The sequence below is a fragment of the Sedimentimonas flavescens genome, assembly GCF_025154035.1.
Taxonomy (GTDB): domain Bacteria; phylum Pseudomonadota; class Alphaproteobacteria; order Rhodobacterales; family Rhodobacteraceae; genus Rhodobacter; species Rhodobacter flavescens.
This window is the reverse complement of sequence record NZ_JAOALJ010000004.1, coordinates 38,910-58,745: the sequence shown is the minus strand read 5'-3', so window position 1 is coordinate 58,745 and position 19,836 is coordinate 38,910. Positions and strand designations below refer to the sequence as shown.

The 19,836-nt window shown below is 57.3% G+C and carries 15 protein-coding genes; 12 read left to right on the top strand and 3 right to left on the bottom strand.

The features are described from left to right. The first annotated feature begins 92 nt into the window (after positions 1 to 92). The 3 genes from N3C64_RS08660 (at position 93) to N3C64_RS08650 (ending at position 1,584) form a co-directional block, all read left to right on the top strand. Positions 93 to 569, top strand: a complete 477-nt coding sequence (locus N3C64_RS08660) for a phasin family protein (RefSeq protein ID WP_260013957.1) — start codon at positions 93 to 95, stop codon at positions 567 to 569. Positions 570 to 676: 107 nt separating this feature from the next. After that, positions 677 to 880, top strand: coding sequence for a hypothetical protein (locus tag N3C64_RS15270; protein ID WP_375546105.1), 204 nt, complete (start codon positions 677 to 679; stop codon positions 878 to 880). A gap of 239 nt (positions 881 to 1,119) precedes the next feature. After that, the gene (locus N3C64_RS08650) at positions 1,120 to 1,584 is read left to right on the top strand and encodes a universal stress protein (RefSeq protein WP_260013955.1); all 465 of its coding nucleotides are present in this window, start codon (positions 1,120 to 1,122) and stop codon (positions 1,582 to 1,584) included. A gap of 153 nt (positions 1,585 to 1,737) precedes the next feature. Here N3C64_RS08650 and N3C64_RS08645 read toward each other — a convergent pair whose 3' ends face one another. Beyond that, positions 1,738 to 2,337, bottom strand: a complete 600-nt coding sequence (locus N3C64_RS08645) for a VOC family protein (protein WP_260013953.1) — start codon at positions 2,335 to 2,337, stop codon at positions 1,738 to 1,740. A gap of 500 nt (positions 2,338 to 2,837) precedes the next feature. Beyond that, entirely contained in the window at positions 2,838 to 3,542 is a 705-nt protein-coding gene (locus N3C64_RS08640) for an IS6 family transposase (RefSeq protein WP_260013949.1), read from the bottom strand. A 161-nt stretch (positions 3,543 to 3,703) separates the two neighbouring features. On the opposite strand from N3C64_RS08640, the gene N3C64_RS08635 reads away from it, so the two are divergent. The 7 genes from N3C64_RS08635 (at position 3,704) to N3C64_RS15250 (ending at position 16,526) form a co-directional block, all read left to right on the top strand. Further along, positions 3,704 to 4,564, top strand: coding sequence for a BrxR family helix-turn-helix transcriptional regulator (locus N3C64_RS08635; protein ID WP_260013948.1), 861 nt, complete (start codon positions 3,704 to 3,706; stop codon positions 4,562 to 4,564). After that, the gene (locus N3C64_RS08620; RefSeq protein ID WP_311201874.1) at positions 4,548 to 7,811 is read left to right on the top strand and encodes a sigma-70 family RNA polymerase sigma factor; all 3,264 of its coding nucleotides are present in this window, start codon (positions 4,548 to 4,550) and stop codon (positions 7,809 to 7,811) included. The genes N3C64_RS08635 and N3C64_RS08620 overlap by 17 nt, the downstream gene beginning before the upstream one ends. 25 nt (positions 7,812 to 7,836) lie before the next feature. Then, positions 7,837 to 9,303, top strand: a complete 1,467-nt coding sequence (locus tag N3C64_RS08615) for an ATP-binding protein (protein WP_260013947.1) — start codon at positions 7,837 to 7,839, stop codon at positions 9,301 to 9,303. After that, entirely contained in the window at positions 9,300 to 12,194 is a 2,895-nt protein-coding gene (locus tag N3C64_RS08610) for a Z1 domain-containing protein (RefSeq protein ID WP_260013946.1), read from the top strand. The genes N3C64_RS08615 and N3C64_RS08610 overlap by 4 nt, the downstream gene beginning before the upstream one ends. Continuing rightward, entirely contained in the window at positions 12,178 to 13,182 is a 1,005-nt protein-coding gene (locus N3C64_RS08605; RefSeq protein ID WP_260013945.1) for a PD-(D/E)XK motif protein, read from the top strand. The genes N3C64_RS08610 and N3C64_RS08605 overlap by 17 nt, the downstream gene beginning before the upstream one ends. A 1-nt stretch (position 13,183) precedes the next feature. Beyond that, positions 13,184 to 14,989 (top strand): AIPR family protein, encoded by a 1,806-nt coding sequence (locus N3C64_RS08600; RefSeq protein WP_260013944.1) that lies wholly within the window; start codon positions 13,184 to 13,186, stop codon positions 14,987 to 14,989. 220 nt (positions 14,990 to 15,209) lie between these two features. After that, positions 15,210 to 16,526 carry an ATP-dependent nuclease gene (locus N3C64_RS15250; RefSeq protein WP_311201873.1) on the top strand — a complete coding sequence of 439 codons (1,317 nt, stop codon included), beginning with the start codon at positions 15,210 to 15,212 and terminating at the stop codon, positions 16,524 to 16,526. Positions 16,527 to 16,575: 49 nt separating this feature from the next. Here N3C64_RS15250 and N3C64_RS08585 read toward each other — a convergent pair whose 3' ends face one another. Then, positions 16,576 to 18,108, bottom strand: a complete 1,533-nt coding sequence (locus N3C64_RS08585) for a DNA cytosine methyltransferase (RefSeq protein ID WP_260014198.1) — start codon at positions 18,106 to 18,108, stop codon at positions 16,576 to 16,578. A 67-nt stretch (positions 18,109 to 18,175) separates the two neighbouring features. Here N3C64_RS08585 and N3C64_RS08580 point away from each other — a divergent pair, with 67 nt between their 5' ends. Then, on the top strand, positions 18,176 to 18,643 hold the full coding sequence (locus N3C64_RS08580; protein ID WP_260013943.1) for a very short patch repair endonuclease: 468 nt from the start codon (positions 18,176 to 18,178) through the stop codon (positions 18,641 to 18,643). Between the two features lie 167 nt (positions 18,644 to 18,810). Further along, a complete protein-coding gene (locus N3C64_RS08575; RefSeq protein ID WP_260013942.1) occupies positions 18,811 to 19,725 on the top strand; it encodes an HNH endonuclease in 915 nt (304 codons plus the stop codon). Positions 19,726 to 19,836: the final 111 nt, after the last annotated feature.

Genomic DNA, 19,836 nt, shown 5'->3' with positions numbered 1-19,836 from the left:
TTCACTTGAAATGCCGCGCTGCGGCATTCACTCTCATCCCTGTAGTTGATACCGCCAGCATCGGCGGGCACCTCAGAGGAAGGAACTTTCCAATGGCCAAGACCCAGGACTTTACCACCATGATGAAAGACATGATGGGCCCGTTCTCCATGGACCCCGCGCTCATTAAAGACGCACTTAAGAGCCGGGTCGCTCTGGGCGAGAAACTAACGCATGTCTATCTCGACGCGGCTGACAAGACGACCGAACTGACCTCGAAATTCACCAAGGACACCTTGGCCAAGGTCGGCGTCCTTGCCGAGGTCAAGGATCAGCCGACCGATTACGCCAAGGCGATCACCGACTTCGCCTCGGCCCTCACTGAATCGTCCACCGCGACCCTGACCGCCTATGCCGAGATCGCCCATAAGGTTCAGTCGGAAACGATGGAACTGCTCGCCGCTGCTGGCAATGACCTGTCGGAAGAGACCAAGGCCGCAGTCAAAAAAAGCACCGAGGTCGTGACTGCTGCTGCCAAGCAGACCACTCAAACCGTCGCCGCAGCAGCAAAGCCTGCGACCGCGCAGTGATTGCGCACTGCTTTAACGAGTTAGCCCCACACTTTTCTTTGAGTAAACGGTTCGAGCGGGCTTTCATGCCCGCTCTTTTTCTATGTCCAGTTTGAGAAGGCAATCGCATGCCCGTGACGCAGCATTTCCCGATCGGAGGCAAGCATCTTACCCGACTGATCCCACCAAAATCGAACCGTTTCGTGGCTAATGTCGATACCGTGCTCGTGCAGCGGATCTTCGACGTGGCGGCGCGACAGCGGGACACGGACGCAGTGCATTACCGTCAGGCGCATGATTTCGGGCGATGTCTTGACGCGATTGAAACCTAGGGTTTGGTCAAGGGCTGACGCTAGTCGGCACCCTGCCCCGCTTCAAGTTAGCTTCGCCTGACGAGACCCCGGACCGAAATCGCATTAGGCGAATTCATCGACTGGTTCTATAGTTCGATTTGGAGACATTCGTCGCGCAGCCTCTACAGCCCAGCATCATTCGCGCAGGGTTCCCGGGAGCGGAGCCAAGCGCTCCTAACCAAAGCGAGGCGATTACACTTCAACATGCCGGAGGTATCATGTATCGCACTATTTTGCTGGCGTATGATGGAACTCTGGAGGGACGCCTGGCGCTGCGCGAGGGAGCGCGGCTAGCCCAGATTTGTGGGGCACGTGTGGTTCTGCTGGCTGTTGTGGAACACGGGCCTGAGGTATTCGCCGGGGTTGGCGATGCAGTCTACGTTACACCTGACAGAACAGACGAGGTCCAGAAGACCCTCGATGAGGGTGCCGCGCGCCTGGTCCGGATGGGGTTCAACCCCGAGGTATGTCTGGAAAGGGGCCCGGCGGCCGAGACTATCAAGAGCGTCGCACAGGAAGTCTCAGCTGATCTGGTTGTTGTCGGGCATCACAAACAGGGCGCGATGGCACGTTGGCTGATGGGCTCGGTCACGACATCCCTCAGCGACAGCCTGGATTGCAGCTTGCTGGTTGCGCGCATGGAGATTTCCGAAGAAGCGCTGTTCGGAGGACACGCGCAGTAACGGTTCTCTAGCCTCGGACTTTGGAAACGCTGGACCGGGGAGCGGATGATTTCATGACCGACCCGGAAACACGTGAATCGAGTGTCTTTCGGCATCCCGCAGTGTGACGAAACCACCATGCCTTTATCAAGCGGAGTTTCTCTTGAACAACCCTCAATACGACTTGCGCGGGGATCTGTCGTCAGACAGCGAGCTCTGCCGACGCGCGACAAGCAACTCGATTGCATCTGCCAAATGCTCGCGATCGATATGGTGATCGCCACGCGCCACGCGTATCCTGTGCGCCTCAATCATCACGTCCGCGTGGCGGCAGCCCTCGGGTGGCACAAACCTGTAACTTGCAAGCTCAAGCCGCAGCCCGAGCGGATCGCGGAAATAGATTGAATCCATGAAACCGCGATCCACCGGACCGGAATGCTTCACACCGCGTGCGTCGAGACGCTCGGCGACCTGCCAGAATGTGGCCTGACTGACGTTCAGTGCGAGGTGGTGCAACGAGCCGGTCGCCTCTGGCACGGGCGTATCGTCTGGCTTGCGTTCTTCGTTGGTGAAGATCGTGATCAGCCGGCCATCTCCAGGATCGAAATACAGATGCCCCTCATTTTGGTTATCGAGGTTCGGCTGATCAAAGATCAGCGGCATACCCAGAACACCTTCCCAGAAATTGATAGACGTCTGGCGATCGGCCCCGATGATCGTGATGTGGTGAACGCCTTGCGTCTGAATTTTCTTAAGTTCGTTGGATTTAGACATTCCACCGCCCCCCGGCTCTACGTGTCCGCCTTGCGCTGAGCAATTCGGACAGCTTCGGCTTGTCATGCGCCGGGGTCAACGCCCCTATCATGGCTCTGAGGCACAATGGCGCTAAGAATTGCCGTTGAAGTCGATAGCCGCCTAAACCTTCATTGAACTGGCCAGTTCCTCAATCTGTATGCTTGTCTCACCCGTCGCAGCCTACCCGGTTATCAAAAGTCCCGAAATCATCCCTCCCACGCGAGACGGGTCCTATCTGCAGATCACCCCTTCTGTTGGGACGCCGAGAGGGGCACTGCGCCCTCAGTAGAGCGGCGTGTCGACGACGCCACGAGTGTCGCTGACGATGAATTTGACGGTTTCCGTTGCCCCCCGTCGCGGACGTCACAAGAATGCCTCTGAACCTACGGCCCAGCCCATGGTGAGCGTCTTCCCAGATGGCAACTCGTGGTACGCTGCTTTGTCAGAACCAGTCTACGTAAGGACAGTAGCACTGTCCCCTATGCGGCGCAGAGAGCACGCCACTCGGCGAGAGCGGCGGCCCGGTTGGCCTTGAAATTTTGACGTGAGCTGAGGCTGCGGTCTTGGTTGAAATGGTTCGAGACGGCGGCGTGGACGGCGGCGAATTTCTGAAGACTTCGCATGCGCCGGAACCAGAGCATCGCCCGCTCCCGTCGTCGGAATGGTAGGTGCGAGTTCTCCGCCCTGTTGTTCATCCAGCGACCCGTCTCCTGCCGGTGTCCCGCGCCAATCTCCTTCAACGCGGCACCGTAGGATCGGAGTTTGTCCGTAACGATGACCTCGGGCTGACCATGTTTCCGCATTGCTTTCTTGAGGAATTTCAACGCTGCCCGCTTGTCACGCGTCTTCGTGACGAAGCTCTCAAGAACCTCCCCCTCGTGATCGACGGCCCGCCAGAGGTAATGCCGCTCGCCGTTGATCTTCACGAAGATCTCGTCGAGGTGCCAACGCAAGCGGCTCGATTTCATCCCTTCGATCCGGCGCTTTCGGATCTCGGAGGCAAACATGGGACCAAACCTGTGCCACCAGTACCGCACCGTCTCGTGGCTGATATCGACACCGCGCTCGTGGAGTAGATCTTCGACATTCCGGAGTGACAATGGGAAGCGGACGTACAGCATCACCGCAAGGCGGATGATTTCAGGGCTGCTGTGAAAGCCCTTGAACGGGTCAGGTTTGCTCATATTCCGAGGCTACGAGGACGCCCTGCCCGTCTCAACCGGAATCCTTCTGACAGTGCCCGCATTTCGATTGCGCCACCTTCCCGGCTCGGCTAGCCTCGGCACAAGCCCAGTAAATGGGCGCGCATAGTTATCGTGCGCATCGCCCGAGCCGGGAGAGCGTGATGGAAAACGACAGGTCGGAACTTCGCTGGGGCGTCGAGCAGCGCCTCGAATTCATAGAGTTCCGCCTGTTCTGGGAGGGACATGTGAACCGCAGCGATCTGATGGACCAGTTCGGGGTCTCGGTGAACCAGGCGTCCACCGACCTGAACCGCTACATCGGCTTCGCGCCGGACAACATGGTCTACGACAAGAGTGCGCGGACCTATGTCCGTGGTCCCGGGTTCACGCCGCAGTTCCTCGAGCCTGACGCAAGCCGCTACCTGACCCAGCTGCGGTCGGTAGCTGACGGCATCCTCGACCGTGAGGATTCCTGGATCGCCGATCTTCCGCCCTATGCGGCCGCTCCAACGCCCGTGCGCGGTGTGAATCCGGCGACGCTTCGTTCGGTCGTCGGCGCCATCCGCGGGTCCGAAGCGATCGAAGTCAAGTATCAGTCTCTGTCTGGCCCCGAGCCCCGCTGGCGCTGGATCGCTCCGCACGCCATCGGGTTCGACGGGTTCCGCTGGCATGCACGGGCGTTCTGCATGACCGACGATTGCTTCAAGGACTTCCTACTCTCCCGGATCCTCGACATCCGCGGCTCGCGCGAAAGCGAAGCGTCGTCCGACGACGACCGTGACTGGCATTCCGAGGTCACGCTTGAGGTCGGGCCCCACCCCGCACTCTCGGAAACGCAGGCGAAGGTCATCGCTCTCGACTATGGAATGTATAACGGCAAGGCCAAGATCAAGGTCCGGCGCGCGCTTCTATACTACGCGCTGAGACGGCTCGGGCTCGATACCGACCCGTCTGCCAGAAGACCGCAGGATCAACAGATCGTGCTTCTCAACAGCGAGGCAGTCCATGAAGTTCATGGATAGGATCTCCCGTCTCTTGGGGCGTGGCATTCAAGCGGAGCCTGAACAAGAACGTCATTCTGCCGACCCCGCCCGCGTCCCACCGATCCCGGATCGACGCTCGGAGAAACCCGCCGAGCCACCCGGTTCCGCTCGCATTGTAGCGGTAGCGCAGAACGGTGCGGCTCCTCGTGAAGGAGGGCCCGCTGAGCCAAACGGTCGGGAAACTCAGACTGATGCGCGTGAAGATAGAGGACCGCTGGCGCCGTCTGAAGTACGCATGATCCTAGAGGGGGCGGTGGACAGCTTGGCGCAATTCGCTGCATCTCCACGTCTTCATGCCACGGACGCAAAGGGGGACACACCGCTCCACATCGCAGCACGCATTGGAAATCTTGTGCTTTGTGATTTGTTTGTTCGTTCGGGTTCCGATCCCCGGGCCCTGAATAATGAACGGCAAACACCCGCCGACATCGCTTTCGCAGAGGGACACAGTCTCGCCGCGCAACTTCTGTGCTCGCTTGTTGGCGAACCGCTACAGCCGGAACAGCTTCAAGGTGTTCGAGGGATTCCGAATGCCGGTATGAACGCAGCTACGCCCGAGGGCGCTTCCAGGGCGACATCTTCGACTTCAGGCGGATCGCCGCGAGATGATGCAGTTCGAAGGGCACGCGACGGGAGCTCGAACTCGTCTTGGTCGGACGAGCGGGTCCAGCGTCTCAAGGCACTTTGGGCCGAAGGCCAGAGCGCAAGTCAAATCGCGCGAGAGCTGGGTGGCGTAAGTCGCAATGCCGTCCTCAGCAAACTGTTTCGTCTCGGAATGCTGAACAAACCGCGCCCCGGTGTAGATTCACCAGAAGACCAACAGATACTCGTCGAATCCGACGACCTTTCGAACCCACCGGAAGAACCTGACGAACCCGCGCCCGGGCCTTTCACTCATTCCGATGAACAGCGGTCGCAGAAGCTTCACCCCAAAACGCTGAGTCAATGGCACGCCGGTACATTCTGGACTGGCGAGAGAATCGAGATTCTAAGACAGATGTGGTCGGACGGTCGAAGTGCCAGCGAGATCGCAAGGTCATTTGGAGGAGTTCTGACACCCGGTGCAGTGCTGTTTGAACTCCATAGACTTGGCATACATGACCGCCCCAGAGGACAAACTGAACCGCTCAAGAATGCCCTACCGGATTCCTTGCCAAATTCAGAGCCATCGCCCCCCGTCGAGCTTGCAAGAGATGGCGCCACATCAGGCAATCCGGTGCAGATGGCAGAACTCGAGGATCTACTGAGTTTCGAAGCCGAAGAAGAACCGGAAGAATTCTTCGACAAGACTGCAAACCAGACGGCCTCAGGAACATTCGTCGCTGTCCTTAACTCATCGCCGGCAGTTTTGGATGATGAGGCCGCTGATTGGGAACTTGATCTCTCACCCGCACCGATCGCCGGAGAGGGCATTGGTTCCGGCGCTGCGGTGCCGACCAATCACGGTGGTGAGAGTGACTTCCTGCAGGTCCGGAACCGCGGCCGACAATCGGTCAAACGAGCAGTAGTCCAGACCAGCACGCGGATGTCGATCGACCCGGACCTCTGCTGCAACTGGGCGGAAGAAATTCTGGCAAAGGGACACTGCTCCCTCGACGATATCGACCGCCTCGTCGCCAATTGCGAAGGGAATGGTGATCTCGAGGAACTGAGAACCAACCTCCTGCGCAACCTGGAAGCAGCGGGATTCAACCTTGATCAGGTGCCGGGGCATGATGCGGTTCTCTGGGACTCTGCCCCGGACACTTCGTCCGACGACCTCGCTGACGCGATCGAGGCAGCACTTACACGGCGGACGCGGCTGCCCGGCACACAGCGATTCGTCATGGAGAAATCAGAAGAGCTGCAACTGCTTGAGCCAATGATGCGGGCCAAGCAGGAACTCCAGTTAGGTATCTTGGGCTCCGAGACCGCCGTCCAAACGATCCTCGACGTCTTGGACAGCATCCGCGACGGGGAGCGAGACCCCAGATCGGTCTCCCTGAGAACCATCATTCCCTCGCGCCCGGGCCATGCCGAGACTTCAGAGGTAATGGCCGCCGTGGAAGCCCTTAGGTCATGGCACACCACCGGCCGGGTGATGGACGGCAAACGACGAAGAGAGGCACTTGCTGCGCTCGAGGCATTGGAACTTTCGCTGGCATTCCACAAGGAGTTGGTCCGCCGACTGGAACAGTTCCCGGCGTGCCAAGCCGAGGCCAGTCAGCTGGAAGCCGAAATACTGATCTCCGAATCTGCTACCGAACACCTGATCCGCGAGCATCTGCCTTACGTCCGGCGTTTTGCCTCGCGGAACGTCGATGAAGGCGAGGACCCAGAGGACGTCTTCCAGGTCGCCTTCATGGGTATTCAGCGTTCCACTAGGCGATTTGATCCCGAACGTGGTTATCGCTTCCTCATCTACGCCACCTACTGGATGCGACAGGCCATCACGCGATGGCGCGCTGATGAAGGCACGGCGATCCGCATCCCCGTGCATCGGAACGAGAAGATCACCAAACTCGATCGCGCCCTGGAGAGGCTGGACCTTCGGGTCGGTGGTGCCGTTTCCGACCACGAACTTGCCGAAGAGCTGGAATGGACAATCGACGAGGTCAGACAGTTCCGCGGTATTCCGCGTGAAGCCGAATATCCCGCAAGCCTAGACGACTGGGACAACCTGCTGCCCGAGCCCTCGGAAGTGGATGTCTTCGACCAGGCGGAATCCGAAAGGATCGTGGCAGACGCACTGGCTGATCTGCCGGAACGTCAGGCTGATGTGATCCGGATGCGTTTTGGTATAGGGCGAGACACTGAGATGACCCTCGAGGAAATCGGCCAAATCTACGGCGTGACGCGCGAGCGTATTCGCCAGATAGAGGCAAAGGGCCTTGATCGCCTTTCCCATCCGAGCCGCAAAAAGAGTCTCCGTATTTTGTTGGGTTATCAAGTCGGCATGGGCCCGACGCCGTTCGCACCAAAAAAACAACAGGAATGCAAGCCAGACAACACAAGCGCGGATGCGCAGGTGGATAAAGAAAGCAAGCACGTAAAAAGAGTAGCACAGCTAAGTGAGCGCGAGATCGATATGCTCAAGAAGTCTTGGAAGAACGGCAAGCCCTTGAGTGCGATTGCCCTAGAGCTAGGTGGCCTCAGCATAGAAGAGGTCAAAACTGAGCTAAAACAGCGAGGTATTTGGCGAAAAGCAAGTTACAGAACAGTGCGCAGGGCTAATCATGGGTGTTAGGAATGCTCCCCCTCATGCCGGGTCGATGCTCGAGTCCCTTCGTGGTCTCGGCTACGCGCCTCCCACCGCAGTTGCCGATCTGGTCGATAATTCCATCGCTGCAAATGCGCACGACGTCGCCGTTCAACTTGAGTGGGCCGGTCCAGAGAGTTGGGTGAGAATCGTTGATGACGGCGACGGCATGAACGACGCGGCTCTGGAGGCCGGCATGCGTCTTGGTGCTCGCGATCCGAGGGCTGAACGCGCCGCCACTGACCTTGGGCGCTTCGGGTTGGGCCTGAAGACGGCCAGCTTCTCTCAAGCTCGTCGCCTGACCGTCGCCAGTCGGAAGGAAGGTGGACCGGTCGTTTGCTTGCGCTGGGACCTCGATCTTATTGGTCAGGAACCAGGCGCCGAGTGGCCGCTCTTCGAGGGCCCGGCTCCGGGATCAGAGCATCTGCTTGAGCCATTGGACCAGATGGCCCATGGCACCGTCGTTCTCTGGGAGAAGCTGGACCGTATCGTGACCGATGGCTTCGCGGCCACCGACATGATCGAGCTCGCGGATCGCGTGGAGGCGCATCTTGAGATGACCTTTCATCGCCTTATCGAGGGGCAACAGCCCATGTTGCGCATTGCTCTCAATGGCAGAGGATTGAGTCCATGGGATCCGTACCTCATCGGTCATCCCGGCAAGGCGCTCGAAAGCCCCGAATATCGGATCCTCCACACCACCGGTGTGACCGTGCAATGCCACGTCCTTCCGCATCGCGACATGCTCAAGCCTGCGGAACAGGAAGCGGCAGCGGGGCCCGGAGGATGGACGCAGCAGGAGGGCTTCTACGTCTACCGCAACAAGCGTCTCCTTCTCGCTGGAGGATGGCTTGGCCTCGGAGATGGTGGCAAGCCATGGCCGCGCGATGAAGCCCACAGGCTCGCCCGTATCCGGCTCGACATACCGAACAGCGCGGATGCCGATTGGAAGATCAATGTCCTGAAGTCGACGGCCAGCCCCCCAGTGCGCCTGCGATCCCAGCTTCATCGTCTCGCAACAGAAACACGCGACACTGCGCGGCGGGTTTTTGCACACCGGGGACACGTCACCCCTGTCCCAGGCACGCGCTCGAACGCGGTCGCGGAAGCCTGGCAGGTGCGGCGGTCGGCACAAGGGACGTCTTACCGGATCGCTCGTGACCATGATCTTGTCGCCTCGATCCTCGACCGCGCCGGTCCACTCAAGCCCGACATCCTCGCTCTTCTTAGGCTGATCGAGGAGACAGTTCCCGTGCAGCGCATCTGGCTGGACACGGCAGAAGACAAGGAGACGCCGAGAACTGGTTTCGCCGGCGCGGCCGCCAACGAAGTGATGGAGACGCTGTCTTCGATGTTTGAAGCACTGGTGAAGTTCCGCGGCCTCAGCCCTACCGAGGCGCGCGAGCGGCTCGGTCGCACACCCCCATTCGACCGGCACCTTGATCTGGTTGCAGCCCTCGAAGTGAAAGACATCCAATGACGATTTCAAATCAGAAGGCCTTCGATTCAATCCTTTCCATGGCTCAGAACATGCTCCGCCTCGCCGCGGAACGCGCTCAGAGTCCTGTCACGCCGGAAATGATCGAGAAGGAGCTGACCAAGCTTTCGATCATGATGGAGGACGACTTCGCTCTTGTTGATCGGGACGCGCTCGTCGATGAACTGATCCGTCGTTCAAGCCGTACAGTGGGCAAGAACGCCACCCTGTCGAGCGGTGAGGACCATGTCGCCTGGCTTGATGCAGAAAGGAAGAAGGGCTGGACCTATTGGCAGCGCTATTCGGAATACATGGAAGCGCGTATCCCGTGGACGGCCCTCGACGCCCTCGACGTCGCCACTGACGAAGTCCTTTCTCAGCTCGAAGACCCGAACCGAGAAGGCGCATGGGATCGTCGCGGACTGGTCGTGGGTCATGTTCAATCGGGAAAGACGGGCAACTATACCGGACTGATCTGCAAGGCAGCCGACGCTGGTTACAAGATCATCATCGTGCTGGCCGGCCTGCACAACAACCTGAGAGCCCAGACTCAGATCCGTCTCGACGAGGGATTCCTCGGCTTTGCTACTATCGCTGATGCCGACGAGCTTCCCGCTGTAGGGGTGGGGCTGATCGACAAGGACGTGTCGGTACGCCCCAACGCTGCAACAAATCGAAGCGACAAGGGCGACTTCAACACTGCGGTTGCGGCCAAGATGAACATCAGTCCGGAACAGCGTCCCTGGTTGTTCGTGGTCAAAAAGAACAAAACCGTCCTCGAGCGCCTGCTGCACTGGATACGCAACCGCGTCGCTAATCATGTCGACCCCGAAACCGGACGAAAAATAGTTACCAATCTACCGCTGCTCGTTATCGACGACGAGTCGGATCACGGATCGGTCGATACTGGAGAAGACGTCGTGGACGAGTTCGGCACGCCGGATCTCGAGCATCAGCCGAAGACGATCAATAGACTGATCCGGTCGATCCTCCACCACTTCTCGCGGAAAGCCTATGTAGGCTATACGGCTACGCCTTTCGCAAATATCTTCATTCATGACCGCGGGGAGACCCAAGAGCACGGACCGGACCTGTTCCCGGCAGCCTTCATCACCAACCTCGCAGCGCCATCGAATTATGTCGGACCTGGTCGCGTCTTCGGATCAGCTTCCAGCACGCCTGACGAACTACCACTCGTGCGCCCATTGATGGAGGATGAGTTCCAGCCATGGATGCCGAGCAAGACGACGACATCGCCAGAGATCAAACCACACAGAAACGGACACCAGCCCCGTTGGAAAGGCGAGGATCGTGTGCCGGATTCGCTGGCCGAGGCAATTCGATCATTCATCTATGCCTGTGCAGTACGGAAGCTGCGTGGACAAGGCAACAAACACTGCTCGATGCTAATCCACGTGACCCGCTTCACCTCGGTACAGAACGCCGTCGTCAACCAGGTCGCAGAGTACGTGCGGGACCTGAAGGGCCGCTACACCCGCGGCATCGAGCTTGCGGACCTCGAGGCGTCCATGCGCAAGGAGTATCAAGAGACCTTTCTGCCAGGGATGCAGGGTGTCCGTTGCTCCCTCGTCGAGGGCGAAACCCTCGAGGACTTTTCATGGATGGACATTCGTGCCGTACTCCCCGACGTCTTGTCCGACATTCGCGTCCGCGAGATCAACGGTACGGCTAAGGATGCACTCGACTACGCCGAAAATGATGGCACAGGCCTCAAGGTGATTGCCATCGGCGGCGACAAGCTGGCGCGTGGTCTGACGCTCGAGGGTCTCTGCACAAGCTACTTCCTTCGAACTGCACGCATGTATGACACGCTCATGCAAATGGGGCGATGGTTCGGGTACCGCGATGGCTACCTAGATGTCTGCCGCCTATACACATCGCAGGAAATGGTGGAATGGTTCGGACACATCGCCGATGCCGCGGAAGAACTGCGGCAGGAGTTTGACAACATGGTCGCGGCCGGCGCCACGCCAAAGCAATTCGGTCTGCGAGTGAAATCGCATTCCGTGTTGACCGTGACCTCGCGAGCAAAGATGAGAAACGCTCGCGCGATGCAGCTTACCTATTCCGGTGATCTTCTACAGACCATCGTGTTTCCTAACCGCAAAGACGACATCACAGCCAATTTCAGAGCTACGGATCGTTTCGTCAGCGCACTTGGCACATCGATGAATCTGAACGATCAGCAGTTCGTTCCGGAAGGTCAAAAGTGGAACGGTCACTTGTGGCGGGATGTGCCAGCCATAAGCGTCATCTCGTTTCTGAGGGAGTATAGAACCCACCCTGCAAGCTTCCGGATCATGAGCCCGCTGATCGCGGACTTCATCGAGGAGATGAACGAGGATCAAGAGCTCACGAGTTGGACCGTTGCCCTGATCGGAAAAGAAAATGGCCCTGACGACAAGCACCGCACGGTCGGTGGATGCTCGGTCAACATGCTGCAACGAAAACGAACGACAGACCATGCGGATAGATATTCGATCAAGACTCTGATCTCACCTCGCGATCAGGCAATCGAACTTACTGAAGCGGAGTGGCACGCAGCCTTGGAACTCAGCCAGAAGACGTGGCGCAACGACACGGATCGCAACGAAGGCAAGGAACCTCCCTCAGAACCGAGAGGCCCGCAGATTCGTCACGTCCTTGGAGAAGGCGTTCCGGACAAAAGTATACCCGCACGTCGGGAACGCGGCCTGTTGATGCTTTATCTGCTCGACCCTGATGGGGCCGGTGTCGAAGAACTCAAAAATGCCGATCCCGTCGTGGCGTGGGCAATCAGTTTTCCGTCGAGCACCTCGGAGAGAAGGGTCTCCAACTCGAGGTATATCGCCAACAGCGTGTTGTGGGGGGGCCTCAATGAGTGGGTGGACTGAAGAAGGATTGGCGCGAGCCTGGAGAGCGCTTGCGCGTCAGGAAGCAAGCGAAGACTGGCGGTTCGTGCACCTGACCGGAATAGGCGAAGTCTCGGTTGAGGCAGGCTGTCATTTTCCGCTCGCGCGAGAAGCTTTGATAGTCTCCTTTCCTGGCTCGTGGCCAGTGAACCCGACACGGCTTCCCGAAGGAAAGGGCTTCGACGTCGCATGTATCGAAGGTCAGGCGGTATTCGCAGGGAAAACGGCTATCGCCCTCGTAAGACGGCCAGAAGGTTCGCCGGAGATCTTTGCCATCATGGTCGTTGATGTCTTGAGGACTTTGGAGGCTGTAGCAGTAAATTCCTACCGAGATGTGTTGGAGGCATTTCTCGAACGGGTCAAAGAGTGGCAGACCTTCATGGCCCGCACGCAACGTCCTCTCTCTTCCGACGCGCAAATCGGCCTGTTGGGTGAGCTTTGGATGCTCAGGCTCCTTACCGATACATCCCTCAAAGCAGGTGCACTTGATTGCTGGCAGGGACCCTTGCGAGCAGCGCAGGATTTCCATGTTCGCGGCGGCGCAATAGAAGTAAAAAGCACGGTGCGTACCGGCAGCTTCCTTGCGCGGATCAACAGCATTGAGCAGTTGGATAGTGACAGGACTCCTCTTTTCCTTTGCGCAATGCGCTTTGAAGAAAACTCGGATGGGATTTCGCTGGTGGAGATGGTGACTGAGCTCCGCGAGAGATTTGGCTTGGCGGGTGTTCAACGTGGGTTTGAGGCACTGCTTATGGTGATGGGTTATCTCGACGAGCACGCAGCGCTTTACGGCCGCACGCTGACACTAAAGGATGCAAGAGCATTTCTCTCGGAGGGAGAGCTGCCGCGACTTACGCGCCACTCTATACCTGCCGCTATCCGTTCTGCGGCCTACGTGCTCGACCTTGATGCCCTCGAAATCTCTTCGGTGGGAATTCCGGAACTGATCAAAGAGTTTGGACTGGATTGACATGAACCTTGAAGAATTCCATCGAAATTTCCGATCCGATGTGCAGTCGACTGTTGCTGAGCGCGTTGAGGCAGGCGAAGGACCATTCCCATCAGAAGAGCTCGTGTTCGCCGAAAAGGTAATGGAGCATGTGGCCGATACCGGAATCTGCGACGAGCCCACGGTTTGTCACTGGAACGGCAAGGTTGGCAACGCAAAGCTCCGCATCACTGGATATGCTCTCAGTTCGGACGAGACAGCTCTGGACCTTTTTGTCACCCACTATTTCGGAACTGAAGAACTAAACGATCTTCGAGATTCTGAGGCTGCGGCATCCGCTAGCGAGGGTGTGCGATTTTTGTTTCGAGCAGCGAGTGGAGGTCTCGACGCAAAAATAGACCCCACACATCCCGTCCGGAACCTCGTTGCTACCATCCGTTCGCGCTGGAGTGAAATCGACCGTCTCCGAGTATTCGTGATTACCGATGGCCGGACCAAGACCAAGCGTTTCTCGAACAAAGAGGTCCATCAAAAGATGGTGGCTGTCGAGGCCATGGATATGGAGCGGCTCTACAGACACACTGAAGGTAAACCACGGGACGAACTAGCTGTTAGCCTCGTTCAGTCGATCGGTCGTCCGCTTCCGTGCGTCCACGTCCCGGATCCCGATGCTGACTATGAATACGCTCTGACGGCAATTCCGGGACAACTTATCCGCGATCTCTACCTACGTTTCGGCACGCGCCTCCTCGAAGCCAACGTTAGGACTTTCCTCGGCGCCAAACGCGCGGTGAACAAAGGAATCGTAGAAACCCTCCGAAAGGAGCCCGAACATTTCCTGGCTTTCAACAACGGTCTAGTTCTCGTTTGCGATGAGGCCGCATTCGAACGAACTGAAGATGGAAATCTGGGCCTTTCCTTCATGAAGGGCCTACAGATCGTCAACGGCGGCCAGACGACCTCATCAATCTATTTCGCGTCGCGAGATGATCGAACGATTGATTTGAGCCATGTCATGGTTCCCGCCAAGGTTATCATCCTTAAGGGGTCGCAGGACGAGGCCCGTGAGCGTCTGATCAGTAACGTCTCCCGCTACGCCAACAGCCAGAACGCCGTTAAGATGTCCGATCTGTCCGCGAACCGACCGTTCCATGTCCAACTTGAAAAACTCGCAAACGACACTTGGTGTCCGGACGGAGCAACACGCTGGTTCTACGAGCGTGCTGCTGGCGCCTACAACGTTATGCTGTTGAGAGATGGCACGACGCCAGCCAAGCGGCGAAAACTGCAGGAGATGATTGGTCCACGCCGCAAACTCACCAAGAACGACATCGCGAAATACCACGAAGCTTGGCGTGGAAGACCCAACAACGTAGCGCTAGGCGGAGAAAAGAATTTTGCTGCGTTCATGGCCTCACTCGATGATGACCCGAACATCGTTCCGAACCCGCTCGACGCCCGCTGGTACCGGACGATGATTGCAAAAGTTATCCTTTTCAAGGCCATCGAAAGCATGATCAAGACGAAGGATGCCAAAGAAATCTTCCGTCAAGGGTATGTGAATATCGCGACCTACGTCGTTGCAGTTGTCGCGGACCGGCTTGGAGAAAGGCTCGACCTCGAACAAGTCTGGGTGCGACAAGGTATCTCGATGGGTCTGCGGGATCTGCTTTGGGATTGGGCGGTTGTCGTGAACTCCGAGTTCAATCGGATCGCTCCAGGTCAACAGTTTTCTGAAGTTGCCAAGCGCTTAGAGACCTGGAGCAAGATCAGGACTGCGGATTTCCCTTCTCAATATGAAAGCATTAGCGAGATAAAACCTCATTAGTACGGAAAAGTGATCGGAGCGCGTCTTAATGCTCAAGATTCGGGGCGAAGCAATATTACCTGAGCTTGTCACAGGTTCAAAAGTCTTGGTTCGACGAACAAGGCCAGGATTGCCCTTTATGTCTCAAGGCAGAGACCTGAAGTCAGAAATTTGCACGCAGCCCTGCTGGATGAATAGCGCCACAGGCAGAATTTCCCTTAGATCCTGATAGGGCCAATCCATGCAAGATGACAAGAAATCGAACCCGGATCATCAAGAGCTTACCAGAGGACGCGAAGCTTCCTTGGGAGATTCTTCGGATATTTTTCTGTCAGAATTTGATTCCGAAATCTCTGCGGAGGAGTATCACAAAGTCAGGCAAAAGGATGTGTCGCAAGGAAAGTTCATCAAAGTTGGGGCCACAAAATGGGATCACGAAGAGGTTGATTGGTCAATCGATGGCCTAGACGCTGAATCGGCATTCGTAACGGCAGATTTTGACGGACGAGCCGCAGAGTCACGGCACGGTGAGTTGGCACCCGACTCCAAGGCTGCGTCGCCACGCGCAAAAACACCCAAGAAAACGCGAAAAGGCAGTGTGATAATAGACGATCACATTGCCTCGATACAGTTAAAGAACTTCAAGAAATTCAGGAGCTTTCGAATTGATTGCGGGGTTACAAACATCCTCACTGGTAGAAACAATGCGGGAAAATCGAGCATTCTTGATGCACTCAGAGTTGCGCATGATGTGCTTAAATTTTCCTTCCGAAGAGTACCTGAGCTATCTGAATTCGAGGGAAAAAGCTGCGCTAGCTTCACGTTGCCAACCAGTGCGCTGAAAATTCCTATCGACAACATCACATGGAATTACTCGGACGAACCCGCTTTAGTTCGAATAACATTGAAGAATGGGTCGCAATTTGTAATCTTACTTCATCCAGACCAACCGATTAGAGCGTTCCTCATTTCGAACGGTCCAGTTCCAAGGACGACGTCAGCTTTTCGTCGTCAATTCCCTTTAAATTTGGTGGTCGTCCCAACCTTAGGTCCAGTTGAGGAAAATGAGCACTACCTGACCGACAAAACGATTTCCAGCAGCGAGAATACTCGCACTGCTCATAGGCATTTGCGCAATATTTTGATCCGAAAAACCGATGAAGAATTCCGCGAGTTTTCTGATGAAGTTTCATCGGCATGGCCGGAAATCTCCTTGGAACGTCCAAGGGTTTTAGGTCACGGAGAGCCTATGGAGATGATGTTTTTTGAAGATCGAATTCCAAGGGAGGTTTTCTGGTCAGGTTTTGGACTCCAGGTGTGGATGCAAATGGTTCTGCAGTTCATGCGAGGTTCGGACAATTGTGTGCTTGTTTTGGATGAGCCGGACATATATCTTCATCCGGAACTTCAGGTTCGCATGGTTGAGTTGGCTGCACGCAAGTTTGGTCAGATTTTCATCGCGACGCATTCGCCGGCCATAATAGGAATAGCAGGCGCTGAAGACGTTCTAACTATTTCCGCGAAAGAAGGCTCCGCAATCAGAGGAACTCAGAATTAATAACTAATGGTCAGCAGGTTGAGCTGCTCTCACCAATCGGAAGTCGGAGTTATTCAAGGGAAACAAGTAGAAGCGTCGCGATCTGGCGAGCCAAAAAAGGCGGCACTGCGTTTCCAACCTGTACATATTGCTGTGTTCGATTGCCGAGGAATAAGTAATCATCCGGGAATGTCTGCAAGCGTGCGGCCTCGCGTACAGTCAAACTTCGGCACTGCATCGGATCCGGGTGGATAAAGTAATGGCCGTCTTTGGAAATGTGACTCGTAACCGTAGTTGCTGCTTGACCCGCCAGCTGAACCCGGAAACGGTCATTGAAGACGCCACTGTGCCAGTTGCGATGATCAGGACTTAGCGCGAAGGGGAAGTCTGTGGCCTTCGGGCTGTAGCCTCGGACGGACCCGAATACCGAGGCGAAAAGGTACCGGCCGAGATCCGACGCCATATGCCCACGTGTCTCGTGCTGCGCAATCGCGCCAAGTTCCGGACGTTCGAGCCAAGCCATCAGTTCATCATTTGAACTGCCGTAGCTCTCGGGAAGACGTGTCTCCTGCCGACTGTCAGGGCCTTCCCCCTCAATGCGCCTTGCGACCGAACTGAAAGCCTCGCAAAGTTGTTCGCGTTCCTTGCTTCGATGGATGCGCGCCAACAGTTTCGCGGCATCGATGACCTCCCGCTTCCAGTCCGCCGTACTGTCTTTCCCGCGGCTGATACCACTGCGCAAGGAAGGCATCGTTCCTATCGCGTCAGTGACCCTTCGCGCCGGTCTGGAGACAGCGATGCTGGCAGCTGCTGCCTTGCTCGCCAGATCAGAACGGATGCCGATGATGATTACCCGGTGACGCCGTTGCGGAACCCCGAATTCTTCGGCCCGAACTATGAAGTCTGACGGTCGCGTAGCGTCCTGCAGTCTGGCTTGCCCATCTTCGACGCGGATGGCCCGCAGTTCGTACTGATGGCCATGGCCGGTGCCGAGCGATGAGAGATCCTCCATCAGCATCTCGAACACGAGACGGCTCTCCACTGTCGAAGAGAGCATACCCTTGACGTTCTCCATCACGAAGGCGGCCGGCCGAAGTTTGTCGAGCACCCTGATGTACTCGCGGAAAAGATAGTGCCGTTCATCCTCTTCCGGCACATAGCCGACCTTGCCCCTCGACCGGGCGCGTCCCACGAGGGAATAGGCCTGACACGGCGGGCCCCCAATCAGGATCGTGTCGTCGTACTTGTTCTTCAGCGTTTCGATGGCGGCATCGATCGTTGTTGCTGCCGCCTCAGTGCCCAGTTCGAGCGCGCGCGCCTCTTCGACTGCGTGCTGCCACGCCGCTTCATCGATTTCTGACCAGTCCGGTTCGGGCAAATCCCCGGCGTGAAAATCGATGAACTGTCTTGGCAGGGCTCCGTTAAGCGCCCGGTACTCGCGCAAGAACGCGCGCAGCGTCAGTGTCTGGTGGGCCGAAGCCTCCTTCTCGACCGAGATGCCGATCCGGAATGGCGTCGTGCCGTCACGGACAAGTGAAGCAAACCCCTCGCCAAGTCCGCCAGGTCCGGCGAACAGATCAACAATGCCGAAAGTGGAAGGCAAATCAGGCTCCTGACGATCTTCATCCACCCGGTGTATAATAGGTTCAGAGGCGAAGACTAGGACGCATGTGACAGATATCGTGGATCAGCAGACCCGGTCCCGCATGATGGCAGGGATCAGGGGAAAGGACACGAAGCCCGAGCTCGCGCTTAGGCGAGCGCTACACGTGCGCGGTTTCCGCTTCCGGCTCCATTCCAATAAGGTCTATGGACGACCGGACCTAGTCCTGCCGAAACATCACGCCGCGGTATTCGTGAACGGCTGCTTCTGGCACCGTCACCAAGGATGCCGCTATACCACCACCCCATCGACCCGCCAAGACTTCTGGCAGGCGAAGTTCAAGGCGAATGTCGCTCGGGACGAAGCAGTTTCTGGAAAGCTTCTGGAAGACGGGTGGCGCATCGCCACCGTTTGGGAATGCGCTCTTCGGAAGCCGGATCAGGTGAACAGCACCGCCGACCTCCTGACAGCGTGGCTGCGGTCGAACGAGCTCCAGCTCCAAATCGGCGACGAGGACAGTCGCACCGATCTCTAAACTTTGCTCGCATACTGGGAGCGCCCGTCGGAAGAGACATCTCACTAATTTAAAGACGGATATATGTTCAGCTACTCCATACACTTAGCCGCGCCAGACTCCTCTGAACGTCTTGGCGCCGGACTTGTTTGGCGTATCAATGGCTGTAGCGGTTACGGAGTGACGATGTGCTGAACACCAGAGATGATACAGGTCGGGATCTCGACGCGAAATTCACGCTCGAGAAGCTGCCGGACGGATTTGCCCTCACAGTGGAGTCTCGGGGCGGCTCAAACCATGGTCCGAACCCCAGCCGGAATAAGAATTACATCGATGGAATGCTTCTGCACCTGCAGCGCATGGCCGAGCATGAGATGCGCCTTCACGAGATCCAGGTCGCTAGCGCGAAGGCGCTACGGCTGCCTGAATCTGAACGCGTTGTCTGGCCAGAGGGCTACCCGCGGCCACTCAGAATGGCTGCAGTGAGCGACTTCAATGAGCTGCGCCTTGCAATCGGACGCCAATCCGCCGCGTTTCAGAACACGTCGAACTCCACGGGCAATAACAGCAAGAGAATGAAGCTGATTGTGCGCTCGCCAGAGGCGGCCGTCATGTCAATGGATCAGCTGGAGGGTATCTTCACGGGACGCAACGGCGGGTCGGTCTGGACAGAAACCCCAACTTCGGATGAGGAAGAACTCCACAAGCGTGTGGCCCACGCGCGCCGCAAGGCAAGACGTTCATCCGCGAGGGGCAAGACACCTCCTGAAGGGCAGAATGATGTCAAGCGAGCGAGTGGTTCATCCGAACGATTTGTCCGGGATCCCAACGTAATCGCATGGGTGCTTGAACAGGCCGCCGGGTCCTGTGAGACCTGCGGAGATAAAGCCCCGTTCCAGCGCGACGACGGCGAACCGTATCTGGAGGTACACCATGTGCGCCCGCTGGCAGAGGGCGGTCCCGACACCGTCGACAATGCGGTTGCCTGCTGCCCGAATTGCCATCGCCATCTGCATCACGGCTCAGGACGGGACAATCTCAGGCAATCCCTGCTCGAGCGCTTCGGCCGACTAAAGGACTGGCCGCAGAAGCCGATCACCTGACCAGGGTCGTTTCGTTCAGCGCAAGCTGCTCGCTCATGCGGGCTGCTGCGCTCGCTTGAGCCGTCAAGCGAATGCGCGCCGTGACGAACGATAGCATCAGAAGTTTCATGT